The organism is Roseicella sp. DB1501 (genome assembly GCF_013112485.1).
In the GTDB taxonomy this organism is placed as follows: Bacteria; Pseudomonadota; Alphaproteobacteria; order Acetobacterales; family Acetobacteraceae; genus Paracraurococcus.
Window position 1 is genome coordinate 67003 of the sequence record NZ_JABFHG010000002.1, and the last position, 19428, is coordinate 86430.

Below are 19428 nucleotides of genomic sequence, written 5' to 3' on the forward strand. Positions count from 1 at the left end.
TCAGTCCTCCTGCAGCATGGCGCGGCGGATCGGCGCGCCGATGGCGGGCGGCTGCGGCGGCGCATAGGTCAGCCCGGTGGCCGCCGCGAGGCGCGGCAGGCTGCCCGCTGCCAGCAGCGCGTCGAGGGCCGCATCCACCTGCGCGACCAGCGGCGCCGCCGTCGACAGGGCGACGAAGCCGATATTGAAGCCGAGCGGGTGGCGATAGGCGGCGAGGCGCAGCGGCGTCTCGGGATGCGCGGCGCGCCAGGCGTCGAAGCGGTGCGCCTCGACCAGCGCAGCCTCGGTCTCGCCGCGCTCCAGCCCCTCGAACAGGGCCGGGCCGGCCGGGACATGCGTGACCTCGCCGAGCAGCATGCCGTCGCGGTAGCTGGTCAGGATGGCATCGGCGAAGGTGCGCTCCTCGACGCCGAGCCGCCGGCCCCGCAGCTCGGCGAGATGCTGGATCTCGAGCCCCGCCGCCGCCGGGCCGACCACCAGCGCCAGGGTGTCGCGGCGATAGGGCTGCGTCGGGATGAGCCTGCCGAGCGTCACCCAGCGGCGCCGGTCCTCCGGCCGGGCGCCGGCGAAATCCGGCAGCCGGCCGCGCGGCGAGGCCGGCGGCTCCAGCCGGCGCTCGGTCAGCGGGTAGCCGCCTACCAGGTCGCAGCGCCCATCGGCGAGCAGTGCGTTGAGATGCCGGGCGGGGCTGCTGTCCGGATCGGCCTCGGTCTCGAACCACTGCACGGCGAGCGGCCGGCCGAGGCGGTCCGCCACGGCCCGCGCCACGTCGAGGTCGAAGCCGCTACCGCCGCCGCGGCGGAGCGAGAGCGGCGGGACATTCTCCTCGAGGCAGATGGTGAGCGCCGGCGTCTCCGCCGCCGCGGCGAGGCTGGGCAGGAGGACGGCGAGGCCGAGCAGCAGCGCCGCGGCGCGCCGCGTCACGTCCTGCCCCCGGTCAGCACATAGGCCCAGATCTGCTCGATCTCCTCCGGCGTCAGCATGTCGCCCCAGGCCGGCATGGTGTTCTTGCCCTTGGTCACCGAGGCCAGGAACCGGGCCTTGTCGTCATGCGGGAATTTCCGCAGGTCGAAGGAGGAGTTGCCGGGATTGACCATCCGGATGCCGTGGCAGTGCGAGCAGTGCCGCGTGTAGAGCCGGCGGCCCTGGACCGCCATTTCCGGCGACGGCGCCGCCTCCCCGGCAGCCTGGGCGGCGGCGCCCGCCGTCTCGATCATCCAGCCGAGGCCAAGGCCGAGAAGGGCCGCGACAAGCCAACGCGAAAGCTGCATCTCATGGTCCCGAAATCAGGCGGCGCATGCGCCGGACGGGGCGCGGGGCGGCACCCCGCGTCAGGGCGGATCGGCTACAGCGGATTGCATTCAGGATTGAACGCTGCTCCGCTGTAGCCTGTTGTTTCCAGAGCAGAGTCACGCGTCCGGGCGCTCACGCCCTCCCGCGATCTGCCCTACTTCTGCAGCGCGAAGACCCAGAGCGAGCCGCCCGCCGGCACCGAGGCCAGGCGCTCGTCGCCCGAGAAGATGGCGTAGACGCCACCGATTCCGACCGAGACCGCGACATATTGCGTGCCGTCCTGCTCCCAGGTGACGGGCTGCCCCTCGATCCCCGAGCCGGTCTGGAACTGCCAGAGCTTCTCGCCGGTCTCGGCGTCGAAGGCCTCGAACTCGCCGGTCAGCTTGCCGGTGAAGACGACGCCTCCGCCGGTCGAGAGCGTGCCCGCGAAGCGCGGGATGTCGCTCGGCGCCTCCCATTTCGACTTGCCCGTCACCGGGTCGATCGCCTTGAGATAGCCGCGCGGCCCCTCGGGCCAGACCCATTCGATATCGGCGCCCCAATAGGTCGCGCCGGCCTTGTAGTCCTCGCGCGTCGGCGTGTACTTCATGCCGATGTCGAGGGTGTTGGCGTAGACCAGCCCGGTCTTCGGGCTGAAGGAGGTCGGGCTCCAATTCTTCGAGCCGAGGGTGCTCGGCCAGACCTCGACGGTCTTCTCCGTCGCCCGCAGGTTCTGCGTCACCTCGGAATCGATGGGCCGGCCGGTCTTGGCGTCGATGCCGTCCGCCCAGGTCACCTTCGTGCCGTACTGGTTGGCGGCGAGCAGCTTGCCGTTGGTGCGGTCCAGCACGTAGAAGAAGCCGTTGCGGTTGGCGTTCATCAGCGCCTTGACCGGCTTGCCGTCCACCGGGATGTCGGCCAGCACCATCTCGGCGACGCTGTCGTAATCGAAGAAGTCGTTCGGCGAGAACTGGTAGTGCCACTTGATCTTGCCGGTCTTCGGGTCGAGCGCGAGGACCGAGCAGGTATAGAGATTGTCGCCCTTGCGGGTGTTGGAGTTCCAGGAACCGGCATTGCCAGTGCCCCAGTAGACGGTGTTCTGCTCCGGATCGTAGGAGCCGGTGATCCAGGTCGAGCCGCCGCCGCGCTTCCAGGTGTCGCCCGGCCAGGTCTCCGCCCCCGGCTCACCCGGCCCCGCGGTGGTGTAGGTGCGCCAGAGATGCTTGCCGGTCGCCGGGTCCCAGCCATCGATGAAGCCGCGGATGCCGTATTCGGCGCCGGAGATGCCGGTGATCACCACGCCGTCGGCGACCAGCGGCGCCACGGTCTGCGAGTAGCCGGCCTTCCAGTCGATGACGTTGGAGCGCCAGAGCTCCTTGCCGGTCTTCATGTCGAGCGCGATGACGTTGGCGTCGAGCGTGGTGCGGAAGAGCTTGCCGTCGAACAGCGCGGCGCCGCGGCTGATGATGCCGCAGCAGACGATGCGCGGCGTCTCCGGCGGATACTCGATCTTCGACTTCCAGATCTGCCGCCCGGTCTTGGCGTCCACCGCCATGGTGGCGTTGTGCGTCGTGACGTAGAGCACGCCGTTATAGACGAGCGGCTGCGATTCCTGGGCGCGGTTGTCGTCGTAGCTGTAGTTCCAGACCGGCACCAGCCGCTTGACCGACTGCTTGTCGATCTGCGCCAGCGGGCTGTAGCGCTGCAGGTCGTAGCTCATGCCGTAGTTCAGCACGTTCTTCGTATCGGCCACGCCGCGCTGCAGCTCGGCGGCCGATTGCGCCAGCCCCGCGGCCGGCGCCAGAACGGCCAATGCGGCCGCCACCAGGATCGCTTTCATTCCTGTCCTCCTCTCCCCCCGGCGTGGTCTTCTGCGGACCCGGCCCGTGCGCGCCAGTCCCGGCCCGGGATCCCGGAGGCTGGCGTCGTGCCGCCAGCCGGGGATGACCTCCCGGCAGGCGGGTTTGCGGAGGGAAGGACGACGGCCGGGCGGCACCGGCGCGGCATGCCGCCCGCGGCCCTGCCTGCCGCGCATGCGACAGCGATCGCCATTGCGGGCGGTAATGGACGTTCTTCCCAAGTCTTTCGGTCTTTTCTCCCCGATCCATGGGATCGCCATTCCCGGTCGGTGACAAGGGGCAAATGGAAGGGATGCCGCCCGGCGGCCCCGCTGGCGCGGCCGATGCCCGGCCCCGGCCGCCGCTACAAGCCGTGCCGCCGCAGCTCGGCGCCGAGCCGGCCCGTCGCCGCCAGCCAGGCCATGCGCAGGTCGCCGCGCAGCGACCAGGCGGGATGCCGGAAGGTGGCCGGCCGGTTGCGCTCGACGAGCAGGTGCGACAGCCAGGCGCAGCCATAGCCGAGCAGCGGCGCGAGCAGCACCAGCCACCAGGGGCCGAGGGTGAGGCCGGCGAGCAGCAGCAGCACGCCGCCCCAGGTGCCGGCGACATGGATCACGCGCGTCGCCGGCCGCGCATGCTCACGCAGATAGAAGGGCCAGAAGGCGGCGAAGCTGCCGAAGGACGCGTCCATGGCCGGGCATGGTGGGCGCGCGCCACCGCCGCCACAAGGCCGGATTGCAGGCCCGGTCGCCGGCGCCCGGTCGCGGGAGTTTCGCTTCCGGTCCCGCCCCGGCCGGGCCACTGTGCCGGCCATGCCGCTCCGCCTTTCGACTCCGCGCGCCTTCCTGCCCCTTCGCCACGCCACCTTCCGCACGCTCTGGCTGGCGACGCTCGCCAGCAACATCGGCATGTGGGTGCAGAACACCGGCGCCGGCTGGCTGATGACGAGCCTCGACCCGGCGCCGCTGATGGTCTCCATGGTGCAGGTCGCCTCCATGCTGCCGGTCTTCCTGCTGGCGCTGCCGGCCGGGGCGCTCGCCGACATCATCGACCGGCGCGCCTTCCTGCTCGGCGCCCAGGCCTGGATCCTGGTGATGGCACTGATCCTCTCGGGGCTGACCGCGACCGGCGCGCTCGGCCCCTGGGGCCTGCTGCTGCTGACCTTCGGCATCGGCGCGGGCAGCGCGATGAATTTCCCGGCCTGGGCCGCCACCACCAACGAGCTGGTCCCGCGCGAGGACCTGGTCGGCGCCATCGCGCTCAACGGCATCGGCTTCAACCTGGCCCGCGCCCTCGGCCCGGCGATCGGCGGCTTCGCCATCGCCGCCGCCGGCGCGCAGGCCGCCTTCGCGCTCAACGCCGTCTCCTTCCTGGTGCTGATCCTGGCGCTGGTCTTCTGGCGGCGGCCGGCGGTGCCGCGCGGCCGGGTGCCGAAGGAGAACCTCGTCTCGGCCATGCGCGCCGGGGTTCGCTTCGTCTCGGCCAGCCCCGCCATGCGCGCCGCCATCCTGCGCGCCTGCACCTTCTTCCTGTTCAGCGCCGCGGTCTGGGGCCTGCTGCCGCTCTTCGTGCGCGAACGGCTCAACCTCGGGCCGGAGGCCTTCGGCCTCATGCTCGGCGTCATGGGCGGCTCGGCGGTGGCGGCCGGCTTCGCCCTGCCGGCGCTGCGCAACCGGCTCGACCGCAGCAGCACGGTGTTCTGGGCCTCGCTCGCCATTTGCCTGGCGATGGGCATCCTGGCGCTGTCGCATCACTGGCTGCCGGCGGCGCTCGGCATGCTGATCTACGGCGCCGCCTGGATCGCCGCGGGCAGCACGCTGTCGGCCTCGGCGCAGCTCGCGGCGCCGGCCTGGGTGCGGGCGCGGGCGATCGCCATCTACCAGCTCAGCTTCTTCGGGGTGATGGCGCTCGGCTCGGCCCTGGCCGGCTGGATCGGCGGCCGCTTCGGCGTGCCGCCGGCGCTCGGCGCCGCGGCGATCGGCGGCGCGCTGGCAGCCATCCTGGTCCGGGGCTGGCGGATCGACAGCGTCGCGCTGATCGAGGGCCCGCCAGCCGCGACCAGCGAGCCGAAGCCGGCGCCTGTCCCCGAGCCGCAGCCCGAGGCGCCGGCGGAATCACTGCAGGCCCAGCTCGGCGAGCGTTCGGGCCGCATCCTCGAGGCGGTGCGCTACCGCATCGACCCCGCCCAGCGCGCCGCCTTCCTCGCCGCCATGCAGGAGGTGCGGCGGGTGCGGCTGCGCTCCGGCGCGGTGAGCTGGCGGCTCTACGAGGATGTCGCGCATCCCGACCGCTGGGTGGAGCTCTGGGCGGTGGAAAGCTGGACCGAGCATCTGCGCGAGGAGACGCGGCGGACCGATTGGGACCGCGCCGCGCTGGCTCGGGCGGCGGCGCTGCACCGGGCCGATGGACCGCCCGATGCGGCGCGCTTCCTCAACGTGGTGCCGTGACGACGGCACCACTGGTGGGCTTGGGCCCCAATCCTAGTGTCCTGATCAGGTGAAATCACCTGATCGGCTAAAGACGCGCTGAAAACAATGGGTTAGGGCACTTACCGTGAACACCGATTCACGGGAAGCGCCCTAGTTCCGCGCCTGGCGCAGGGCCTCCTGGGCCCGGTCGGCGACGGCGTCGTCGATGGTCACCGAAACGCGGATCCGGCCATGGGTCGGGCTCGCCCCGGCATCGCCCGTCTCGCTGTCCTGGTCCGCGCCCGAGGGCCGGGTGCCGACGGTGTTGTCGTCGCTGACCGGGCGCACCTGCACCGCCGAGCGGTCGATCCCGTATTCCTGCACGAGCCGCTCGACGGCCATCTCGGCCTCCCGGCGGATATCGAAATCGGCAGTGATGGTACGCGGCACGAAAGCCTCCCTTGACGCGAGGCATCGGCAACGTGCGCATCACCGCAGACGTTCCGGCGCACCGCATCACGGCTGATGTCGCGCCGGCTGCCCCGGGCGATGGGCGTGCAGTTCGAGCAACGGCCGCCCGCATCAACCGTGACCTAGCCGAGGGGCCGGCCCTCATAGACGCCGAATTGCAGGTAATGCTGCATCGGGTTGATGCCAGCCGCTGCAACGTCCGGATTGGCCGCGAGATAGGCGTTGGTATGGAAGGCGGCGGAGGGATCGATCCCGGCGCGCCAGCCGAACATCTCGTAATGCATCAGCGGATCGATCCCGGCGGCGGCGACGCCCGGATTCTGGGCCAAGTAGTATTTCGTGTCGAAAAGATAGTTCGGATTGACGCCCGCTTGCCAGCCATAGGCATGCCAGTGCTGCAGCGCGTCCATGCCGGCATTGCCGACCGAGGGGTTGGTCAGCAGGTAGTATTCCGCGTCGAAGCCGCTGCGGATGTCAAAGCCGACCGCCGCATGAGCGGCACGCCCCTCGTACTGGCCGTAGTCGAGGAAGTGCTGCAACGGATTGATGCCGGACCGTGCCACGTCGGGATTCTGCAGCAGGTACAGCGTGGTATCGAAGGCGGCGGAGGGATCGCGTCCCTCCTTCCAGCCGAAATTCATGTAGTGGCTGAAGCCATCGACACCGGCGCGGCGGATCTCGGGATAGGCGGCGTTGTATCCTCCATAGTCGAAATAGCCCGGGCGGATGACCAAGGAGCCGGAGGAGAGATCCCATGCCGTGCCGGTTGCCTGGAAGTAGACCAGTTCGACCTTCTGGGCGCTCTGCGAGGTTGAGAAGTAGTTGTTGAAATTGATCGAATTCACGCCCCCCGGCGTCTGCATCACCAGGTCTGCGCCGTTGTTCGGCCGGGTGAACTGGAAGGCGGCTTCCGTCCAGTCGCGCCCGACGATCAGGAGGTCGGTGCCCGAACTATCGGTGATCGTGTCGCGCCCGAAAGCGCCGGAGACGACATAGATGTCGTCGCCATCATAGCCAAGCATCGTGTCGTTGCCGCCGAGCCCGATCAGGACATCCGCGCCCGGCGAGCCGGCCACCGTCTCGCTCGCGCTGGTGCCGACGAAGCCAACGGTGCGGAAGGCCGAGCCGTCGGCGAGGTTCCAGGTGACGTTGCTGGCTGGGAAGTAGACGGTTTCGACCGCGCCGCGTGGCGTCGTGCTGCCGAAGTAGTTGTTCAGCTCGATCAGGTTGTCGCCGCCATTCTGGCGGATGAGCAGGTCGGCGCCGTCCCGCACGAGGCGGAAATTGGCGTCGGTGTAGTCCAGGCCGAACTGGATCTGGTCGAGGCCCGAGGTGTCGCGGATCTGATCCCGGCCGAAGGCGCCGGAGAAAACATAGATGTCGTTGCCGTCGCCGCCGCTGAGCGTGTCGTTGCCGCCGAAGCCGGTGATCACGTCGTCCTGCGGCGTGCCCGCAAGCGATTCGCTGGCCGCTGTTCCATTAATGATCATGAATATCCTGCTCCAATGCCAGTCTCGCGGGGAGGATTCCACCGTGTCAGAATCTCGCCGTCCGGCTGAACCTGGCGCAATCTTTCTGATAAGTTCGAACTCTTTGGACACCTGAACGTGACCATGCCTCACGCGGTATGGATATTTTTGCGTAATAAACAACCCTGGCGGTGAGGGATCCAGGCAGGTCGGGATGGGCATGGCCGGCGAAAGTCGCGCCGGCAAAACTCCCTCTGGCACAGGCGGCCGGCGCACGCTCTTGTCATGCCGCCGGAACGCGGCTCATGCGCTGCCGCATGGCAGGCATCAAGGGTGCAGGGGCTGACCCTGCGGCCGGCACTGCCCACATCCACCCGGCAACAGCTTGAGGAGAACAAGCATGGCCAAATCCGCTACCCTTCCCACCCGCAACGACGTTCCGAACAACGCCAAGCAGGTCTCGATCGGCGTGCTGCAGGGTTGCCTGGTCGATGGCATCGACCTCTACAACGCCACGCGCCAGGCCCATTGGAACGTCAAGGGCCCGCATTTCGGCGAGCTGCACAAGCTGTTCGAGGAGTTCTACCAAGCCCTGCAGACCAGCACGGACGACCTGGCCGAGCGCATCGTCCAGCTTGGCGGCACCGCTTGCGGAACCACCCAGGTGCTGGAGAAGACCACCCGGCTGCAGCCCTACCCGACCGACCTCCATGCCGGCATGGACCATGTGAAGGCGCTGGCCGACCGCTATGCCGCCGTGGCCAAGACGCTGCGCGAGGGCATCGACCAGACCGACGAGGCCGGGGACGCCGACACCGCCGATCTGCTCACCGAGCAGTCCCGCGCCACCGACAAGATGCTCTGGATGATCGAGGCGCATCTGGGCGGCGACAAGGCGGCCTGATCCAGGCCCGCGCCAGCGGGACGGCCGGCATCCGGACCGGCCCCGGGTCGGAACAGGGGCGGCGGGATATCCCGCCGCCCTTTTTCATGGCGTCGGGCCAGCGTCGCCGGCGCCCCCGCCCATCCATCATCGGGTCATGGGATTGCGCTTCCCCTGCCGGGTGCCGCCGCGCACCGTGCCGGCGGCGCAAGGGTCGGAACTCGGCCGGAAGCGACTCGCCCGGCGCATTGTATGGGGATGGCGCGGAGGCTATCTTGGCGGCAGTAGGGGAACAAGACATGAACGACCTGTTCGGCGGCCGGCGCCCCCCGAAGGGCGGCGCAGCCGAGGCCGCCTCCTATTCCGCCAAGGATATCGAGGTCCTCGAGGGGCTGGAGCCGGTGCGGCGCCGGCCCGGCATGTATATCGGCGGCACCGACGAGAACGCGCTGCACCACCTGGCGGCCGAGATCCTCGACAACGCCATGGACGAGGCGGTGGCCGGGCATGCCAATTTCATCGAGGTGACGCTGGAGCCGGGCAACTGGCTGACGGTGCGGGACAACGGCCGCGGCATCCCGACCGACCCGCACCCGAAATTCCCCAAGCTCTCGGCGCTTGAGGTCATCTTCACCACCCTGCATTCGGGGGGCAAGTTCTCCGGCAAGGCCTATGACACCTCGGGCGGGCTGCACGGCGTCGGCAGCAGCGTGGTCAATGCCCTCGCCGAGCGGCTGGAGGTGGAGGTGGCGCGCGACCGCACCCTCTTCACCCAGGCCTATGCCCGCGGCAAGCCGCTCGGGAAGCTGAAGAATGCCGGCCCGGTGCACAACCGGCGCGGCACCTCCATCCGCTTCCGCCCCGATCCCGAGATCTTCGGCAAGCTGGAATTCCAGGCAGCGCGGCTCTACCGGCTCTGCCGCTCCAAGGCCTATCTCTATCGCGGCGTCGAGATTCGCTGGGCCTGCGACGCCTCGCTGGTGAAGGACGGCGAGACCCCGACCGCGGCGGTGCTGCACTTCCCCGGTGGCCTCGCCGACTTCCTCGCTTCCGCCATCGAAGGCCGCGGCCAAGTGGTCCCCGCGGCCTATGCCGGGGAGGCCGGCTTCCCCGACAGCCAGGGACGCTGCGAATGGGCCATCACCTGGCTCGAGCAGGGCGATGGCTTCCTCTCGACCTATGCCAACACCATCCCGACGCCGCAGGGCGGCACGCATGAGGCAGGGCTGCGCGCCGCCCTGGTCAAGGGGTTGCGCGCCTATGGCGAGCTGAAGAAGGAGCGGCGCGCCGCCAGCGTCACCGCCGAGGACCTGTTCGGCGGCATGGCCGGCATGCTCTCGGTCTTCGTCCGCGACCCGCAATTCCAGGGCCAGACCAAGGAGAAGCTGACCAGCCCGGAGGCGGCGCGGCTGGTCGAGGCGGCGCTGCGCGACCATTTCGACCATTGGCTGGCCGGCGACACCCAGACCGCCGACAACCTGCTCGCCTGGGCGATCGAGCGGGCCGAGGAGCGCATCCGCCGCCGCGAGCAGAAGGACACGCCGCGCAAGAGCGCGACGCGCAAGCTGCGCCTGCCCGGCAAGCTCGCCGATTGCGCGCGGGAGAGCGCCGAGGGCACCGAGCTCTTCCTCGTCGAGGGCGACAGCGCCGGCGGCTCCGCCAAGCAGGCGCGCGACCGCGAGACCCAGGCGGTGCTGCCGCTGCGCGGCAAGATCCTGAACGTCGCCTCGGCCAGCGCCGACAAGCTGCGGCAGAACCAGGAGTTGAAGGACCTGATCGAGGCGCTGGGCTGCGGCGCCGGCGAGCGCTTCGACCTCGCCCGGCTGCGCTACGGCCGCGTCGTCATCATGACCGATGCCGATGTCGACGGCGCGCATATCGCCGCGCTGCTGATGACGTTCTTCTACAAGGAGCTGCCGGAGCTGGTGCGGCAGGGCCGGGTGCATCTGGCGCAGCCACCGCTCTACCGGCTGCAGGCCGGCGGCAAGTCGGTCTACGCCATGGACGACCGGGACCGGGAGCGGCTGCAGCGGCGCGAGTTCAAGGCGGGCCAGCGGGTCGAGGTCAGCCGCTTCAAGGGCCTCGGCGAGATGCCGCCGGCGACGCTGAAGGAAACCACCATGGACCCGAAGCGGCGGACGTTGCTGCGCGTGGTGCTGCCGCCCGAGGAGCGGGCGCGGACCTCGGAGCTGATGGAGGCGCTGATGGGCCGCCGGCCGGAGCTGCGCTTCAAATTCATCCAGGACAATGCCGCGAAGCTCGATGTCGAGGAGGTCGATGTCTGATCGCGGCGCGTGACGCGACGCCGCCACCTTGACGCGGCCGGCGCAGAGGACTTATGGCCTCCGCGCCGGCGGCTCGCCCCGGCCCTACGACAACCCGAGAGAGAAATGGACTGCCACCCTAGCCGTGGCGCCGTCCGGCTCATCCGCCCTGCGGGAGCCTCGGCGCCGCGCCTGACAGCAAGGGCCGAAGCCCCCGGCGCGACACGGCCGGGCGATGGCGGAGGTGGGGCCTCGCCCGGGCCACGTCCTGGAGCACGAGGCGTGCGGCCCTAAGCGGAGGCCGCAGCGGCACCAAGGCCCACGGGCCGGCGCCGAAGCCTCCCGCACTCGCCCCGTCGCGCGCCGCGGCCCGACGGAGACGAGCAATGTCGATCACCGCGAGCGTCCTCGCCTGCATCCCCGGCCTCGCCGCCATGGTCACCGACCGGCGCGAGGACAGGACGGCCCCCATACCGCCAGCCGCCGCCCCGCCCGCCGGGCCGCCCGATGACGCGGCTAGGCCGGCGCGCGATCCCTGGTCCGGCGTCGTCGCCAGCCGCCTCGGCCGCGCCGCGCTGGAGCGGGCCGCGGGGGAGCGCGAAGGCCGGGCGGCGTGACGCCGCCCCGGACCATGATCCGTTCACCCTGGTTCACGGGCCATGGTCCAGCTCGTTGTTTGATCGCGTGATTCACGCTTTTCGGTAAGTCCACCTCGAGCGATCGCGCGCTAGCCGACCGTCACCACTGCGCGGCTCGCGCCGGGCTGCCTCAATGTGCGCTGGCGCACATCCTGGCCGCTCCCGCTGGCTGCATCCTGCGGCGGTGAGACGGGACGACACGAAGGAGAACATGGTGACGCAGGCGCCGGAGCATCATCGGCTGATGCTGCCGCGGCTGCTCGTGGCCCTGGCGGTCGGCGCCTGGCTGCTGGTGCTGGGCAGCATCATCCTGACGCCCTGAGCCCGTCGTCTCCTGAGCCGGCGCGGGGCCGGCTGGGCGCCGGCGATGGAGGGCACCGATGCCGCGGCACCGGTGCCCGCCGCTCTCACATCAGGAACACGCCCTTGCCGCTCGTCTGGGTGTCGAACAGCTTGTAGGCCTCCTCGGCTTGGTCGAGCGTCCAGGTCTCGGTGAAGAGGTCGTCCACCTTGATGCCGCGGTCGACGATGAACTGCGCGCATTCCTCCTGGCCGACCGTCGAGAAGGTCCAGGAGGCGACGACGCTCGCCTGCCGGCGCAGCATGTCGGGCGAGACGTCGATCGTCACCTCGCCGCCCTCGCCGACGAAGCAGCAGGTGCCCCAGACCTTCAGCGCGCGGATCGCCTGCACGCGCGCCTGCGGCGAGGAGGAGGTGTCGAGGCTCAGCTCGGCGCCGAGCCCGTGCGTCAGCTCGCGGATCGCCATCACCGGATCGACGTTCGAGGGGTTGATCGTCTCCGCCGCGCCGAAGGCCCGCGCCCGCTCCAGCCGCTGCGGCGAGATGTCGAGGGCGATGACCCGCGCGCCCATGGCGGCCGCGAGCTGCGTCGCCGAGAGGCCGACTGGCCCCTGGCCGAAGATGGCGATGGTGTCGTTGCCCGAGACGTTCAGCCGCCGCAGCGCGCCCCAGGCGGTGCCGGTGCCGCAGGAAATGGCCGCGCCGGCCTTGAAGCTCAGCGCCTCGTGCAGCGGCACCAGCGTGTTCGCCGGCACGCAGAGATAGGGCGCGTGGCCGCCATGGGCGTTGTTGCCGTAGACCTTCACCGCCGTCTTCTGGCAGAGCTGCTGCCAGCCGGTGCGGCAATGGCCGCAGGTGGTGCAGCCCTGGTAGTGGTGCACCATCACCCGCTGCCCGACCTGCGCCTGGCGCGGATCGACGCCGGGGCCGATGGCGGCGACGACGCCGCAGGGCTCGTGCCCAACGATCACCGGCCCCTCGGCGGCGGCGAGGCCCATGCCCTGCCGCACGCCTTTCGGCCGACGATACTGCTTCAGGTCGCTGCCGCACATGCCGGAGGCCTTCATCTCCAGCACCACCTCGCCCGGGCCGGGCGTCGGGTCCGGGAAGGTCATGATCTCCAGCTCCCGGTCCCCCGGGAACACAACGCCGCGCATGCGCTTCCTCCGTCTTCCTGCGTTGCGGCGAAGGCTAGAGCAGAACCTGGCCGGGGGAAATCGCTTGGCGAAGCGGAGACATCTACCGCCCCCAGCGCAGCACCAGCGGGTCGAGCCGCTGCGCCGCATCCAGCAGCCTCTCCCGCGCCGCCGGATGCAGCGGCGGCAGCGGGTGCCGCGGCAGGCCGCAGCGGATGACGCCGCCCGCCTGCATCAGCGCCTTCGCCGCCAGCAGCCCGCATTGCCGGTTCTCGTAATTGATCAGCGGCAGCCAGCGGCCATAGGCGGCGACCGCCGCCTCGCGGTCGCCGGCGAGATAGGGATCGGTGATCTGCCGGATGCCGCCCGGGAAGCCGCCGCCGGTCATCGAGCCGGTGGCGCCGGCATCGAGATCGGCGAGCAGGGTGATGGCCTCCTCGCCATCCCAGGGCCCGACCACCGCCTCGCCGCCGAGGGCGATCAGCTCGCGCAGCTTCGCGGCCGCCTGCGGCACCTCGATCTTGAAATAGGCGACCTGCGGGATCTCGCGCGCCATGCGGGCGAGGAAGGGCGCCGAGAGGGTGGTGCCGCTGACCGGCGCGTCCTGGATCATGATCGGGATGTCGATCGCATCCGAGACGCGGCGGAAGAACTCGAAGATCGCCGCCTCGCCGAGGCGGATGGTGGCGCCGTGATAGGGCGGCATCACCATGACCATGGCGGCGCCCGCCTCCTGCGCCTGCCGGCTGCGGCTGGCGCAGGCCTCGCTGCCGAAATGCGTGGTGGTGACGATCACCGGCACGCGGCCGGCGACATGCGCCAGCACGGCCTGCATCACCTGCTCCCGCTCGGCATCGGTGAGCACGAATTGCTCGGAGAAATTGGCCAGAATGCAGAGCCCCTGCGAGCCGGCATCGATCATGAAGTCGACGCAGCGGCGCTGGCCGTCGAGGTCAAGCGCGCCGCGCTCGTCGAAGATGGTAGGCACCACCGGGAAGACGCCCCGGTAGACGGCGGGCCTCGACATGCTGCTTCCTCCGACGCACGGCCCCGGCGTCGCAGGCCGCGACGGGACCTCCTGGCCAGGGCATGGCTTCCGCATGGCCGCGCGCCCGTCAAGTCTCCCGTCAACTTGCCGGGCGGTGGCGCCAGCGTGACCCGCAGCGCAGGTGGACGCCGGCCGCGGGCCGGGGCATGGTCCTCTCAATGATGCCGGACACCTTGTCGGGCGGTGCCGGGACGGCCGGCGACCGGCGCCACCCGCCTGGGAGGCCGCCGCGCCGCCGGATCGCGCGCCTGCTGCGCGGCCTTCTTCTGCTTCTCGTCCTGCTCGCCGCCGGGGTCGGCGGGCTGCTCTGGGCGACGCTGCCGGCGAGCGACGCGACGCTGCGTCTCGACGGCCTCTCCGCCCCCGTCACCGTCACCCTCGACGAGCACGGCATCCCCCGCATCGCCGCGCTGACCGAGGCCGATGCCGCCATGGCGCTCGGCTGGCTGCATGCCCGCGACCGGCTCTTCGCCATGGAGCTGATGCGTCGCGGCGCGGCGGGCCGCCTTTCCGAGATCGCCGGGCCGGCGACGCTTCGCTCGGACCGCTTCACGCGCACCCTCGGCCTGGCGCATCGGGCCGAGGCGGATTTCGCCGCCCTGCCCCCGGAGACTCGCGGATTGCTCACGGCCTATGCGGCCGGGGTGAATGCCTGGATCGCCGCGAAGGGTCGCTTCGCCGCGCCGGAATTCCTCGCCCTCGGCGCGCCCGAGCCCTGGCGCCCGGCGGACAGCCTGCTCTGGGCCAAGGTCATGGGCCTCTGGCTCTCCGGCAATTGGCGCGGCGAGATCGAGCGCGCCCGGCTGGCCGCGATCCTGCCCGAGGCCCGGCTGCGCGAGCTCTGGCCGGAGGATGCCAGCGCCGGCCGGCTCGACCTCGCGGGCCTCGACCCTGGCCATCTGGCGCGGCTCGCCGCCGCCCTGCCGCGCTTCCCCGGCCCGGGCACCCTGCCCGCCTCGGCAAGCAATGCCTGGACGGTGGGGCCGGCCCGCTCCGCCTCCGGCGCGCCGCTCCTCGCCTCCGACCCGCATCTCGGCTTCCAGGCGCCGATCCTCTGGTACCTGGTTCGCATCGACATGCCGGGCGGGCGGATGCTGGCCGGCGCCACCAGCCCCGGCGTGCCGCTGCTGGTGATCGGCCGCAACGCCGATCTCGCCTGGGGCTTCACCACCACCGGCTCCGACACCCAGGACGTCTTCATCGAGCGCCCGGCCGGCCCGGACGCCTATGAGACGCCGGAAGGGCCGCGGCCCTTCCTCACGCGCGAGGAGGTGATCCGGGTGCGCGGGGCGGCGCCGGTGACGCTGCGGGTGCGCGAGACCCGGCACGGGCCGGTGATCTCCGACCTCGACGAGACGCCGCCGCCGGACCGCCTCCTCGCCGTCGCCATGGCCAATCTGGCGCCGGGGGACAGCGCCGCGGCCGGGCTGCTGGCGCTCAACCGCGCCCATTCGGTGGCCGAGGCCCGCAGCGCCGCCGCCCTCATCACCAGCCCGCCGCAGAACCTGATGCTCGCCGACCGCGCCGGGCATATCGGCATGGTGCTGACCGGCCGCGTGCCGCTGCGCCGCGCCGGCGACGGCACGCTGCCGGTGCCGGGCTGGGACGGCAGCCATGACTGGACCGGCTGGGTGCCCTTCGACGCCCTGCCGCATCTGCAGGACCCGGCGAGCGGCCTCATCGCCAATGCCAACAACCGGCCGGCGCCGCCCGACGGCCCGGTCTTCCTCGGCCGCGACTGGCCGGAGGACTGGCGCCTCCGCCGCATCGGCGAGCGGCTGCGGGCGGTGCCGCGGCACGATGCCGAGGGCTTCGCTGCGATCCAGCGTGACACCGTCTCGACCTTCGCCCGCAGCCTGCTCGGCCCGGACTCGCTGCTCCGCCACCTGCCGCGCCCGGCCGGGGCGGTGGGCAGCGCGCTCGACCTGCTGCGCGCCTGGGACGGCGATGTCCGTGCCGACCGGCCGGAGGGGCTGATCCTCAATGCCTGGCTGCTCCGCCTGGGCGAGCTGGCGCTCGCCGCGGGCGGCGTGCCGGCCGACAGCGTGACGCCGCGCGCCGGCTTCCTCGCCCTGGTGCTGGCCGCCGACAATCGCGGCGCGGCCTGGTGCGGGGGCGACTGCGCGGGCCTCGCGGCGCGGGCGCTGGAGGCGGCCGTGACCGGGCTGGCGGCAGCCTTCGGCCCGGATCCCGCCGCTTGGCGCTGGGGGTCCGTGCATGTGGCGCGCTTCGAGCATCCGGTGCTGCGCAGCCTGCCGCTGCTCGGGCGATGGACGACGCTCTCGGCCCCGGTGGGCGGCGACGAATGGACCGTGGCGCGCGCCGGCATCCGCGGTGCCGGGCCGGCGCCCTTCACCGACATCCACGGCCCCGGGCTGCGCCTGGTCGCCGACCTCGCCGAGCCGGACCGGACGCTGGCGGTCATCGCCACCGGCCAGTCCGGGCACCCGCTCGCGGCCCATTGGGGGGACCTGCTGCCGCTCTGGCGCGATGGCGGGATGGTCACCCTGGGCCGGCTGCCGGGACGGCCGCGCGGCCGGATCACCCTGAACCCCTGAGGCCCATGGTTGCGGGCAATCCCTGCAGGCAATGCCGCCCGTTGCAGGGAAGTGGTTGATTCCGCGGCCCGTCGCGCCGAAACTAGCAGCTGCCGATGCTGCACCGCCCCACCCGCCGACCGCAGTTCTTCTATACCACCGCCCCCCTGCCCTGCCCCTATCTGGCGGGCAGGACGGAGCGCAAGATCGTGACCGAGCTGACCGGCCCGGATGCGGAGGCGCTGCACGACCGGCTCTCCCGCGCCGGCTTCCGCCGCAGCCACAACATCGCCTATTCGCCGGTCTGCCCGGGCTGCACCGCCTGCATCCCCATCCGCATCCTCGCCCCGCAATTCGAGCCCAACCGGGCGCAGCGCAAGCTGCAGCGGATCAATGCCGGGGTCGCCGGCTTCGAGATGCCGGCCCGGGCGACGGCCGAGCAGTTCCAGCTCTTCCAGCGCTACCAGCAGGCCCGGCATGGCGAGGGCGACATGGCGGCGATGGGCTTCTACGACTACCGCGCCATGGTCGAGGACACGCCGATCACCACCGGCATGGTGGAGTTCCGCGACGGCCAGGACCGGCTGCTCGGCGCCTGCCTGACCGACTGGCTCTCGGACGGGCTCTCGGCGGTCTATTCCTTCTTCGATCCGGCCGAGGCGCGGCGCAGCCTCGGCAGTTGGGCCATCCTCTGGCTGGTGCAGCGGGCGGTGGCGCTCGGCCTGCCCTATGTCTATCTCGGCTACTGGGTGCCTGAGAGCCGGAAGATGTCCTACAAGAGCCGCTTCCGCCCGAGCGAGGTGCTGATGGGCGGCGTCTGGCGGGTGCTGGAGGAGAGCGCCGCGGCGCCCGAGCCGGCGGTGGTGCCGGAGACGGCGGGGTAAGTCCCCACAAAACCGCTGCGCGGCTTTGCGGCGGCTCCGATGCTGTCCTCGGTGAATCACCGAAAAGCGTGGATCACGCGATCAAACAATGGCCTGGACCATGATCCGCGCATCTTCACCCGCTCGAGTGTTTCCACTCGAACGGGATCTGCTCTAAGCCCCCGAAGGGCACCGGGCGGCGATAGGGTGCAGCGCACGACATTCGGCTTGGCGCCGTGACGATGGGCCAGGGCTGGTGCACCGGGCCAGCCTTCCCATCTCTTCCCCGCATGACCGGCGTCGCCACCCCGCTCCTCGACATCCGCCGGATCTATTGCGAGCCCGCGGCCGCCGCCCTGCCGCGCGGCGCCGCCGTCCTGGCGCGCTTCCCGGATGCCGAGCGCATCCCGGTCCAATCGCACTGGCGCATCCCGGCCCTGCGAGAGGGCGATCCGGGCGATTTCCTGCGGCCGAAGCGGGAGACGCTGGTGCTCGGCGTGAAGCAGGGCCTCGCCTTCCGACCCAATGGGCGCAGCGCCGACTTCATCGCGCCCTCGAGCTCGAATGGCTGCGCCATGGCCTGCGCCTATTGCTACGTCGCGCGCCGGAAGGGCCATGCCAACCCGATCACCGTCTTCGCCAATATCGAGGCGATCCTGGCGGCGACGGCGCGGCATGCGGCGAAGCTCGGCCCGAAGCCGGCGCCGAACCAGGTCGACCCGGCGGCCTGGGTCTACGATCTCGGCGAGAATGGCGACCTCTCGGTCGATGCGCTGATCTCCGACAATGTCCGCGACCTCGTCGCCCTGTTCCGCACCCTGCCCCATGCCAAGGGCAGCTTCGCCACCAAATGGGTGAACCCGGCGCTGCTCGGCTACGACCCGCAAGGCCATACCCGCATCCGCATGTCGCTGATGCCGCCGGGGCTGGCGCGGCTGCTCGATATCCGCGCTGCGCCGGTGGAGGCGCGGATCGCCGCCATCCCCGAGCTGCACCGCGCCGGCTACGAGGTGCAGGTGAACTTCTCCCCCGTCGTGCTGCGCGAGGGCTGGGAGGCGGAATGGGACGCGCTGTTCCGCATGCTCGACGACGCACTGCCCGATGCGGTGAAGACGGGGCTGGCGGCGGAGGTGATCATGCTCACCCACAATGCCGCGTTGCACGAGGTGAACCTCGCCTGGCATCCGAAGGCCGAGGAAGTGCTCTGGCGCCCCGACATCCAGGAGGAGAAGCGGAGCGAGAGCGGCGCGGCGAATCTCCGCTACCGCACCAGCTGGAAGGGCCGCTGGCTGCAGCGCTTCCGGGACCTGCTGGCAGCGCGCATGCCCTACTGCCAGGTGCGCTACGCATTTTAGTTACTCCCCGCGACGTCGCTGCGCGCCGTCGCGGGGGTCCCGGAGCCCGTCTGGTCCAAGAGTCGTCACAGCCAGCCGCGGCGAAGCCGCGGCAGGGCGACGGGTAGCGATCAGCTCTTCGGCTTGGCCGAATAGGCGCCGCCAGCCGCCCGCACCTCGGCGGCGGTCTTCGCGGCGCGCAGCCGCGCCAGGTGCTCGGCCTCGCCGGCCAGCATCTTCTCGGCATTCTCCAGCACCTGGGCGGCGCGGTCGGCGGGGAACTTCACCGCGCCATTCTCGTCCATGTGGACCAGCTCGCCCGGCGCCACATCCATGCCGCCGACCGAGACGGGCACGTTCACCGCCTGCACCGCCATCTCGCCATGCCCGGCCGTGACGCCGCCGAGCAGCATCTGGAAGCCGAGCTTGCGGATCGCGTCGACGTCGCGCGAGGGGCCGTTCGACAGCATGCCGACGCAGCCGACCGAGAGCATGGAGGTGACCATGATCTCGCCGGCCAGCCCGGCCTTCGCCATCAGCCCGTCCGGCCATTTCTGCTGGATGATCAGGACCGTCGGCTTCGGCATGGCATCGAGCGCGTCGATCACGTCCATGAAGCTGAGCCGGCCGCTGTAGTTCGGATCGGGCAGGCCATAGACGCAGGTGACGGCATGGCCGACGATCGGCCCCATCTCCGGATAGATGCAGCGGATCGAGGTGTCGGTGTACCAGTTCTCGGTCCACGGGTTGTACAGCCCGAGGCAGAGCGGGTTCTTCGGATAGGTCGCGACGACATTGGTGATGGTCGGCGTGTCGATCTTGCGCAGTCCGGCGAAGATCTCGTCCTTGCTGGCCGCCATGGTGGCCCTCTCCCCTGGTTGGCCGCCGCATGGTCGCGGGCCGGGGGCCCTCCGTCCAGGCCCCCCGGCGCGGTCCATCCATCCCGCGCCTCCCGGCGCGGGACAGT

The 19428-nt window shown here is 71.1% G+C and carries 17 protein-coding genes; 8 read left to right on the forward strand and 9 right to left on the reverse strand.

Translation table 11 applies throughout. The annotated features are described in order from the left end of the window. The 4 genes from HJG45_RS03685 to HJG45_RS03700 all read right to left on the reverse strand — a co-directional run bounded on the left by HJG45_RS03685 (position 1) and on the right by HJG45_RS03700 (position 3801). Entirely contained in the window at positions 1-924 is a 924-nt protein-coding gene (locus tag HJG45_RS03685) for a transporter substrate-binding domain-containing protein (protein ID WP_171610748.1), read from the reverse strand. Beyond that, positions 921-1271, reverse strand: a complete 351-nt coding sequence (locus HJG45_RS03690) for a c-type cytochrome (RefSeq protein WP_171610749.1) — start codon at positions 1269-1271, stop codon at positions 921-923. Before HJG45_RS03690 ends, HJG45_RS03685 begins: the two co-directional genes overlap by 4 nt. 176 nt (positions 1272-1447) lie before the next feature. Then, positions 1448-3112, reverse strand: a complete 1665-nt coding sequence (locus tag HJG45_RS03695) for a methanol/ethanol family PQQ-dependent dehydrogenase (protein ID WP_171610750.1) — start codon at positions 3110-3112, stop codon at positions 1448-1450. A 362-nt stretch (positions 3113-3474) separates the two neighbouring features. Continuing rightward, on the reverse strand, positions 3475-3801 hold the full coding sequence (locus HJG45_RS03700) for a DUF962 domain-containing protein (protein WP_171610751.1): 327 nt from the start codon (positions 3799-3801) through the stop codon (positions 3475-3477). 121 nt (positions 3802-3922) lie between these two features. On the opposite strand from HJG45_RS03700, the gene HJG45_RS03705 reads away from it, so the two are divergent. Next, a complete protein-coding gene (locus HJG45_RS03705; protein ID WP_171610752.1) occupies positions 3923-5557 on the forward strand; it encodes an MFS transporter in 1635 nt (544 codons plus the stop codon). Positions 5558-5689: 132 nt separating this feature from the next. Here the strand turns inward: HJG45_RS03705 and HJG45_RS03710 are convergent, their stop codons facing one another. Further along, on the reverse strand, positions 5690-5968 hold the full coding sequence (locus HJG45_RS03710) for a hypothetical protein (protein ID WP_171610753.1): 279 nt from the start codon (positions 5966-5968) through the stop codon (positions 5690-5692). A 143-nt stretch (positions 5969-6111) separates the two neighbouring features. Then, positions 6112-7590 carry a calcium-binding protein gene (locus HJG45_RS03715; RefSeq protein WP_171610754.1) on the reverse strand — a complete coding sequence of 493 codons (1479 nt, stop codon included), beginning with the start codon at positions 7588-7590 and terminating at the stop codon, positions 6112-6114. Between the two features lie 268 nt (positions 7591-7858). Between HJG45_RS03715 and dps the strand changes: the two genes are divergently transcribed. From dps to HJG45_RS03735, 4 genes are all read left to right on the forward strand, one after another. Next, on the forward strand, positions 7859-8362 hold the full coding sequence (gene dps, locus HJG45_RS03720; RefSeq protein ID WP_111469769.1) for a DNA starvation/stationary phase protection protein Dps: 504 nt from the start codon (positions 7859-7861) through the stop codon (positions 8360-8362). 278 nt (positions 8363-8640) lie between these two features. Continuing rightward, positions 8641-10626 carry a DNA topoisomerase IV subunit B gene (gene parE / locus HJG45_RS03725; RefSeq protein WP_171610755.1) on the forward strand — a complete coding sequence of 662 codons (1986 nt, stop codon included), beginning with the start codon at positions 8641-8643 and terminating at the stop codon, positions 10624-10626. A 365-nt stretch (positions 10627-10991) separates the two neighbouring features. After that, positions 10992-11222 (forward strand): hypothetical protein, encoded by a 231-nt coding sequence (locus HJG45_RS03730; RefSeq protein ID WP_171610756.1) that lies wholly within the window; start codon positions 10992-10994, stop codon positions 11220-11222. Between the two features lie 205 nt (positions 11223-11427). After that, positions 11428-11565, forward strand: a complete 138-nt coding sequence (locus HJG45_RS03735; RefSeq protein ID WP_171610757.1) for a hypothetical protein — start codon at positions 11428-11430, stop codon at positions 11563-11565. Between the two features lie 85 nt (positions 11566-11650). On the opposite strand, the gene HJG45_RS03740 is transcribed toward HJG45_RS03735, so the two are convergent. Continuing rightward, on the reverse strand, positions 11651-12700 hold the full coding sequence (locus tag HJG45_RS03740; protein WP_171610758.1) for a zinc-binding dehydrogenase: 1050 nt from the start codon (positions 12698-12700) through the stop codon (positions 11651-11653). 82 nt (positions 12701-12782) lie between these two features. Further along, positions 12783-13706 carry a dihydrodipicolinate synthase family protein gene (locus HJG45_RS03745; protein ID WP_171610759.1) on the reverse strand — a complete coding sequence of 308 codons (924 nt, stop codon included), beginning with the start codon at positions 13704-13706 and terminating at the stop codon, positions 12783-12785. Positions 13707-13888: 182 nt separating this feature from the next. Here HJG45_RS03745 and HJG45_RS03750 point away from each other — a divergent pair, with 182 nt between their 5' ends. The 3 genes from HJG45_RS03750 (at position 13889) to HJG45_RS03760 (ending at position 18482) form a co-directional block, all read left to right on the forward strand. Further along, a complete protein-coding gene (locus HJG45_RS03750) occupies positions 13889-16285 on the forward strand; it encodes a penicillin acylase family protein (protein ID WP_171610760.1) in 2397 nt (798 codons plus the stop codon). 95 nt (positions 16286-16380) lie between these two features. Next, the gene (locus tag HJG45_RS03755; RefSeq protein WP_171610761.1) at positions 16381-17148 is read left to right on the forward strand and encodes an arginyltransferase; all 768 of its coding nucleotides are present in this window, start codon (positions 16381-16383) and stop codon (positions 17146-17148) included. A gap of 221 nt (positions 17149-17369) precedes the next feature. Next, complete coding sequence (locus HJG45_RS03760; protein WP_254452302.1) at positions 17370-18482, forward strand: spore photoproduct lyase family protein; 1113 nt, start codon at positions 17370-17372, stop codon at positions 18480-18482. A 110-nt stretch (positions 18483-18592) separates the two neighbouring features. On the opposite strand, the gene HJG45_RS03765 is transcribed toward HJG45_RS03760, so the two are convergent. Next, a complete protein-coding gene (locus HJG45_RS03765; RefSeq protein ID WP_171610762.1) occupies positions 18593-19321 on the reverse strand; it encodes an RraA family protein in 729 nt (242 codons plus the stop codon). Between the last annotated feature and the right edge of the window lie 107 nt (positions 19322-19428).

Excerpts from the sequence above, each read along its gene's own strand:
- HJG45_RS03745 (WP_171610759.1), bottom strand. The coding sequence starts at position 13,706 with ATGTCGAGGCCCGCCGTCTACCGGGGCGTCTTCCCGGTGGTGCCTACC.
- HJG45_RS03695 (WP_171610750.1), bottom strand. The coding sequence starts at position 3,112 with ATGAAAGCGATCCTGGTGGCGGCCGCATTGGCCGTTCTGGCGCCGGCC.
- parE (WP_171610755.1), top strand. The coding sequence starts at position 8,641 with ATGAACGACCTGTTCGGCGGCCGGCGCCCCCCGAAGGGCGGCGCAGCC.
- HJG45_RS03750 (WP_171610760.1), top strand. The coding sequence starts at position 13,889 with ATGCCGGACACCTTGTCGGGCGGTGCCGGGACGGCCGGCGACCGGCGC.
- HJG45_RS03700 (WP_171610751.1), bottom strand. The coding sequence starts at position 3,801 with ATGGACGCGTCCTTCGGCAGCTTCGCCGCCTTCTGGCCCTTCTATCTG.
- HJG45_RS03755 (WP_171610761.1), top strand. The coding sequence starts at position 16,381 with ATGCTGCACCGCCCCACCCGCCGACCGCAGTTCTTCTATACCACCGCC.
- dps (WP_111469769.1), top strand. The coding sequence starts at position 7,859 with ATGGCCAAATCCGCTACCCTTCCCACCCGCAACGACGTTCCGAACAAC.
- HJG45_RS03690 (WP_171610749.1), bottom strand. The coding sequence starts at position 1,271 with ATGCAGCTTTCGCGTTGGCTTGTCGCGGCCCTTCTCGGCCTTGGCCTC.
- HJG45_RS03765 (WP_171610762.1), bottom strand. The coding sequence starts at position 19,321 with ATGGCGGCCAGCAAGGACGAGATCTTCGCCGGACTGCGCAAGATCGAC.
- HJG45_RS03730 (WP_171610756.1), top strand. The coding sequence starts at position 10,992 with ATGTCGATCACCGCGAGCGTCCTCGCCTGCATCCCCGGCCTCGCCGCC.
- HJG45_RS03740 (WP_171610758.1), bottom strand. The coding sequence starts at position 12,700 with ATGCGCGGCGTTGTGTTCCCGGGGGACCGGGAGCTGGAGATCATGACC.
- HJG45_RS03760 (WP_254452302.1), top strand. The coding sequence starts at position 17,370 with ATGGGCCAGGGCTGGTGCACCGGGCCAGCCTTCCCATCTCTTCCCCGC.
- HJG45_RS03705 (WP_171610752.1), top strand. The coding sequence starts at position 3,923 with ATGCCGCTCCGCCTTTCGACTCCGCGCGCCTTCCTGCCCCTTCGCCAC.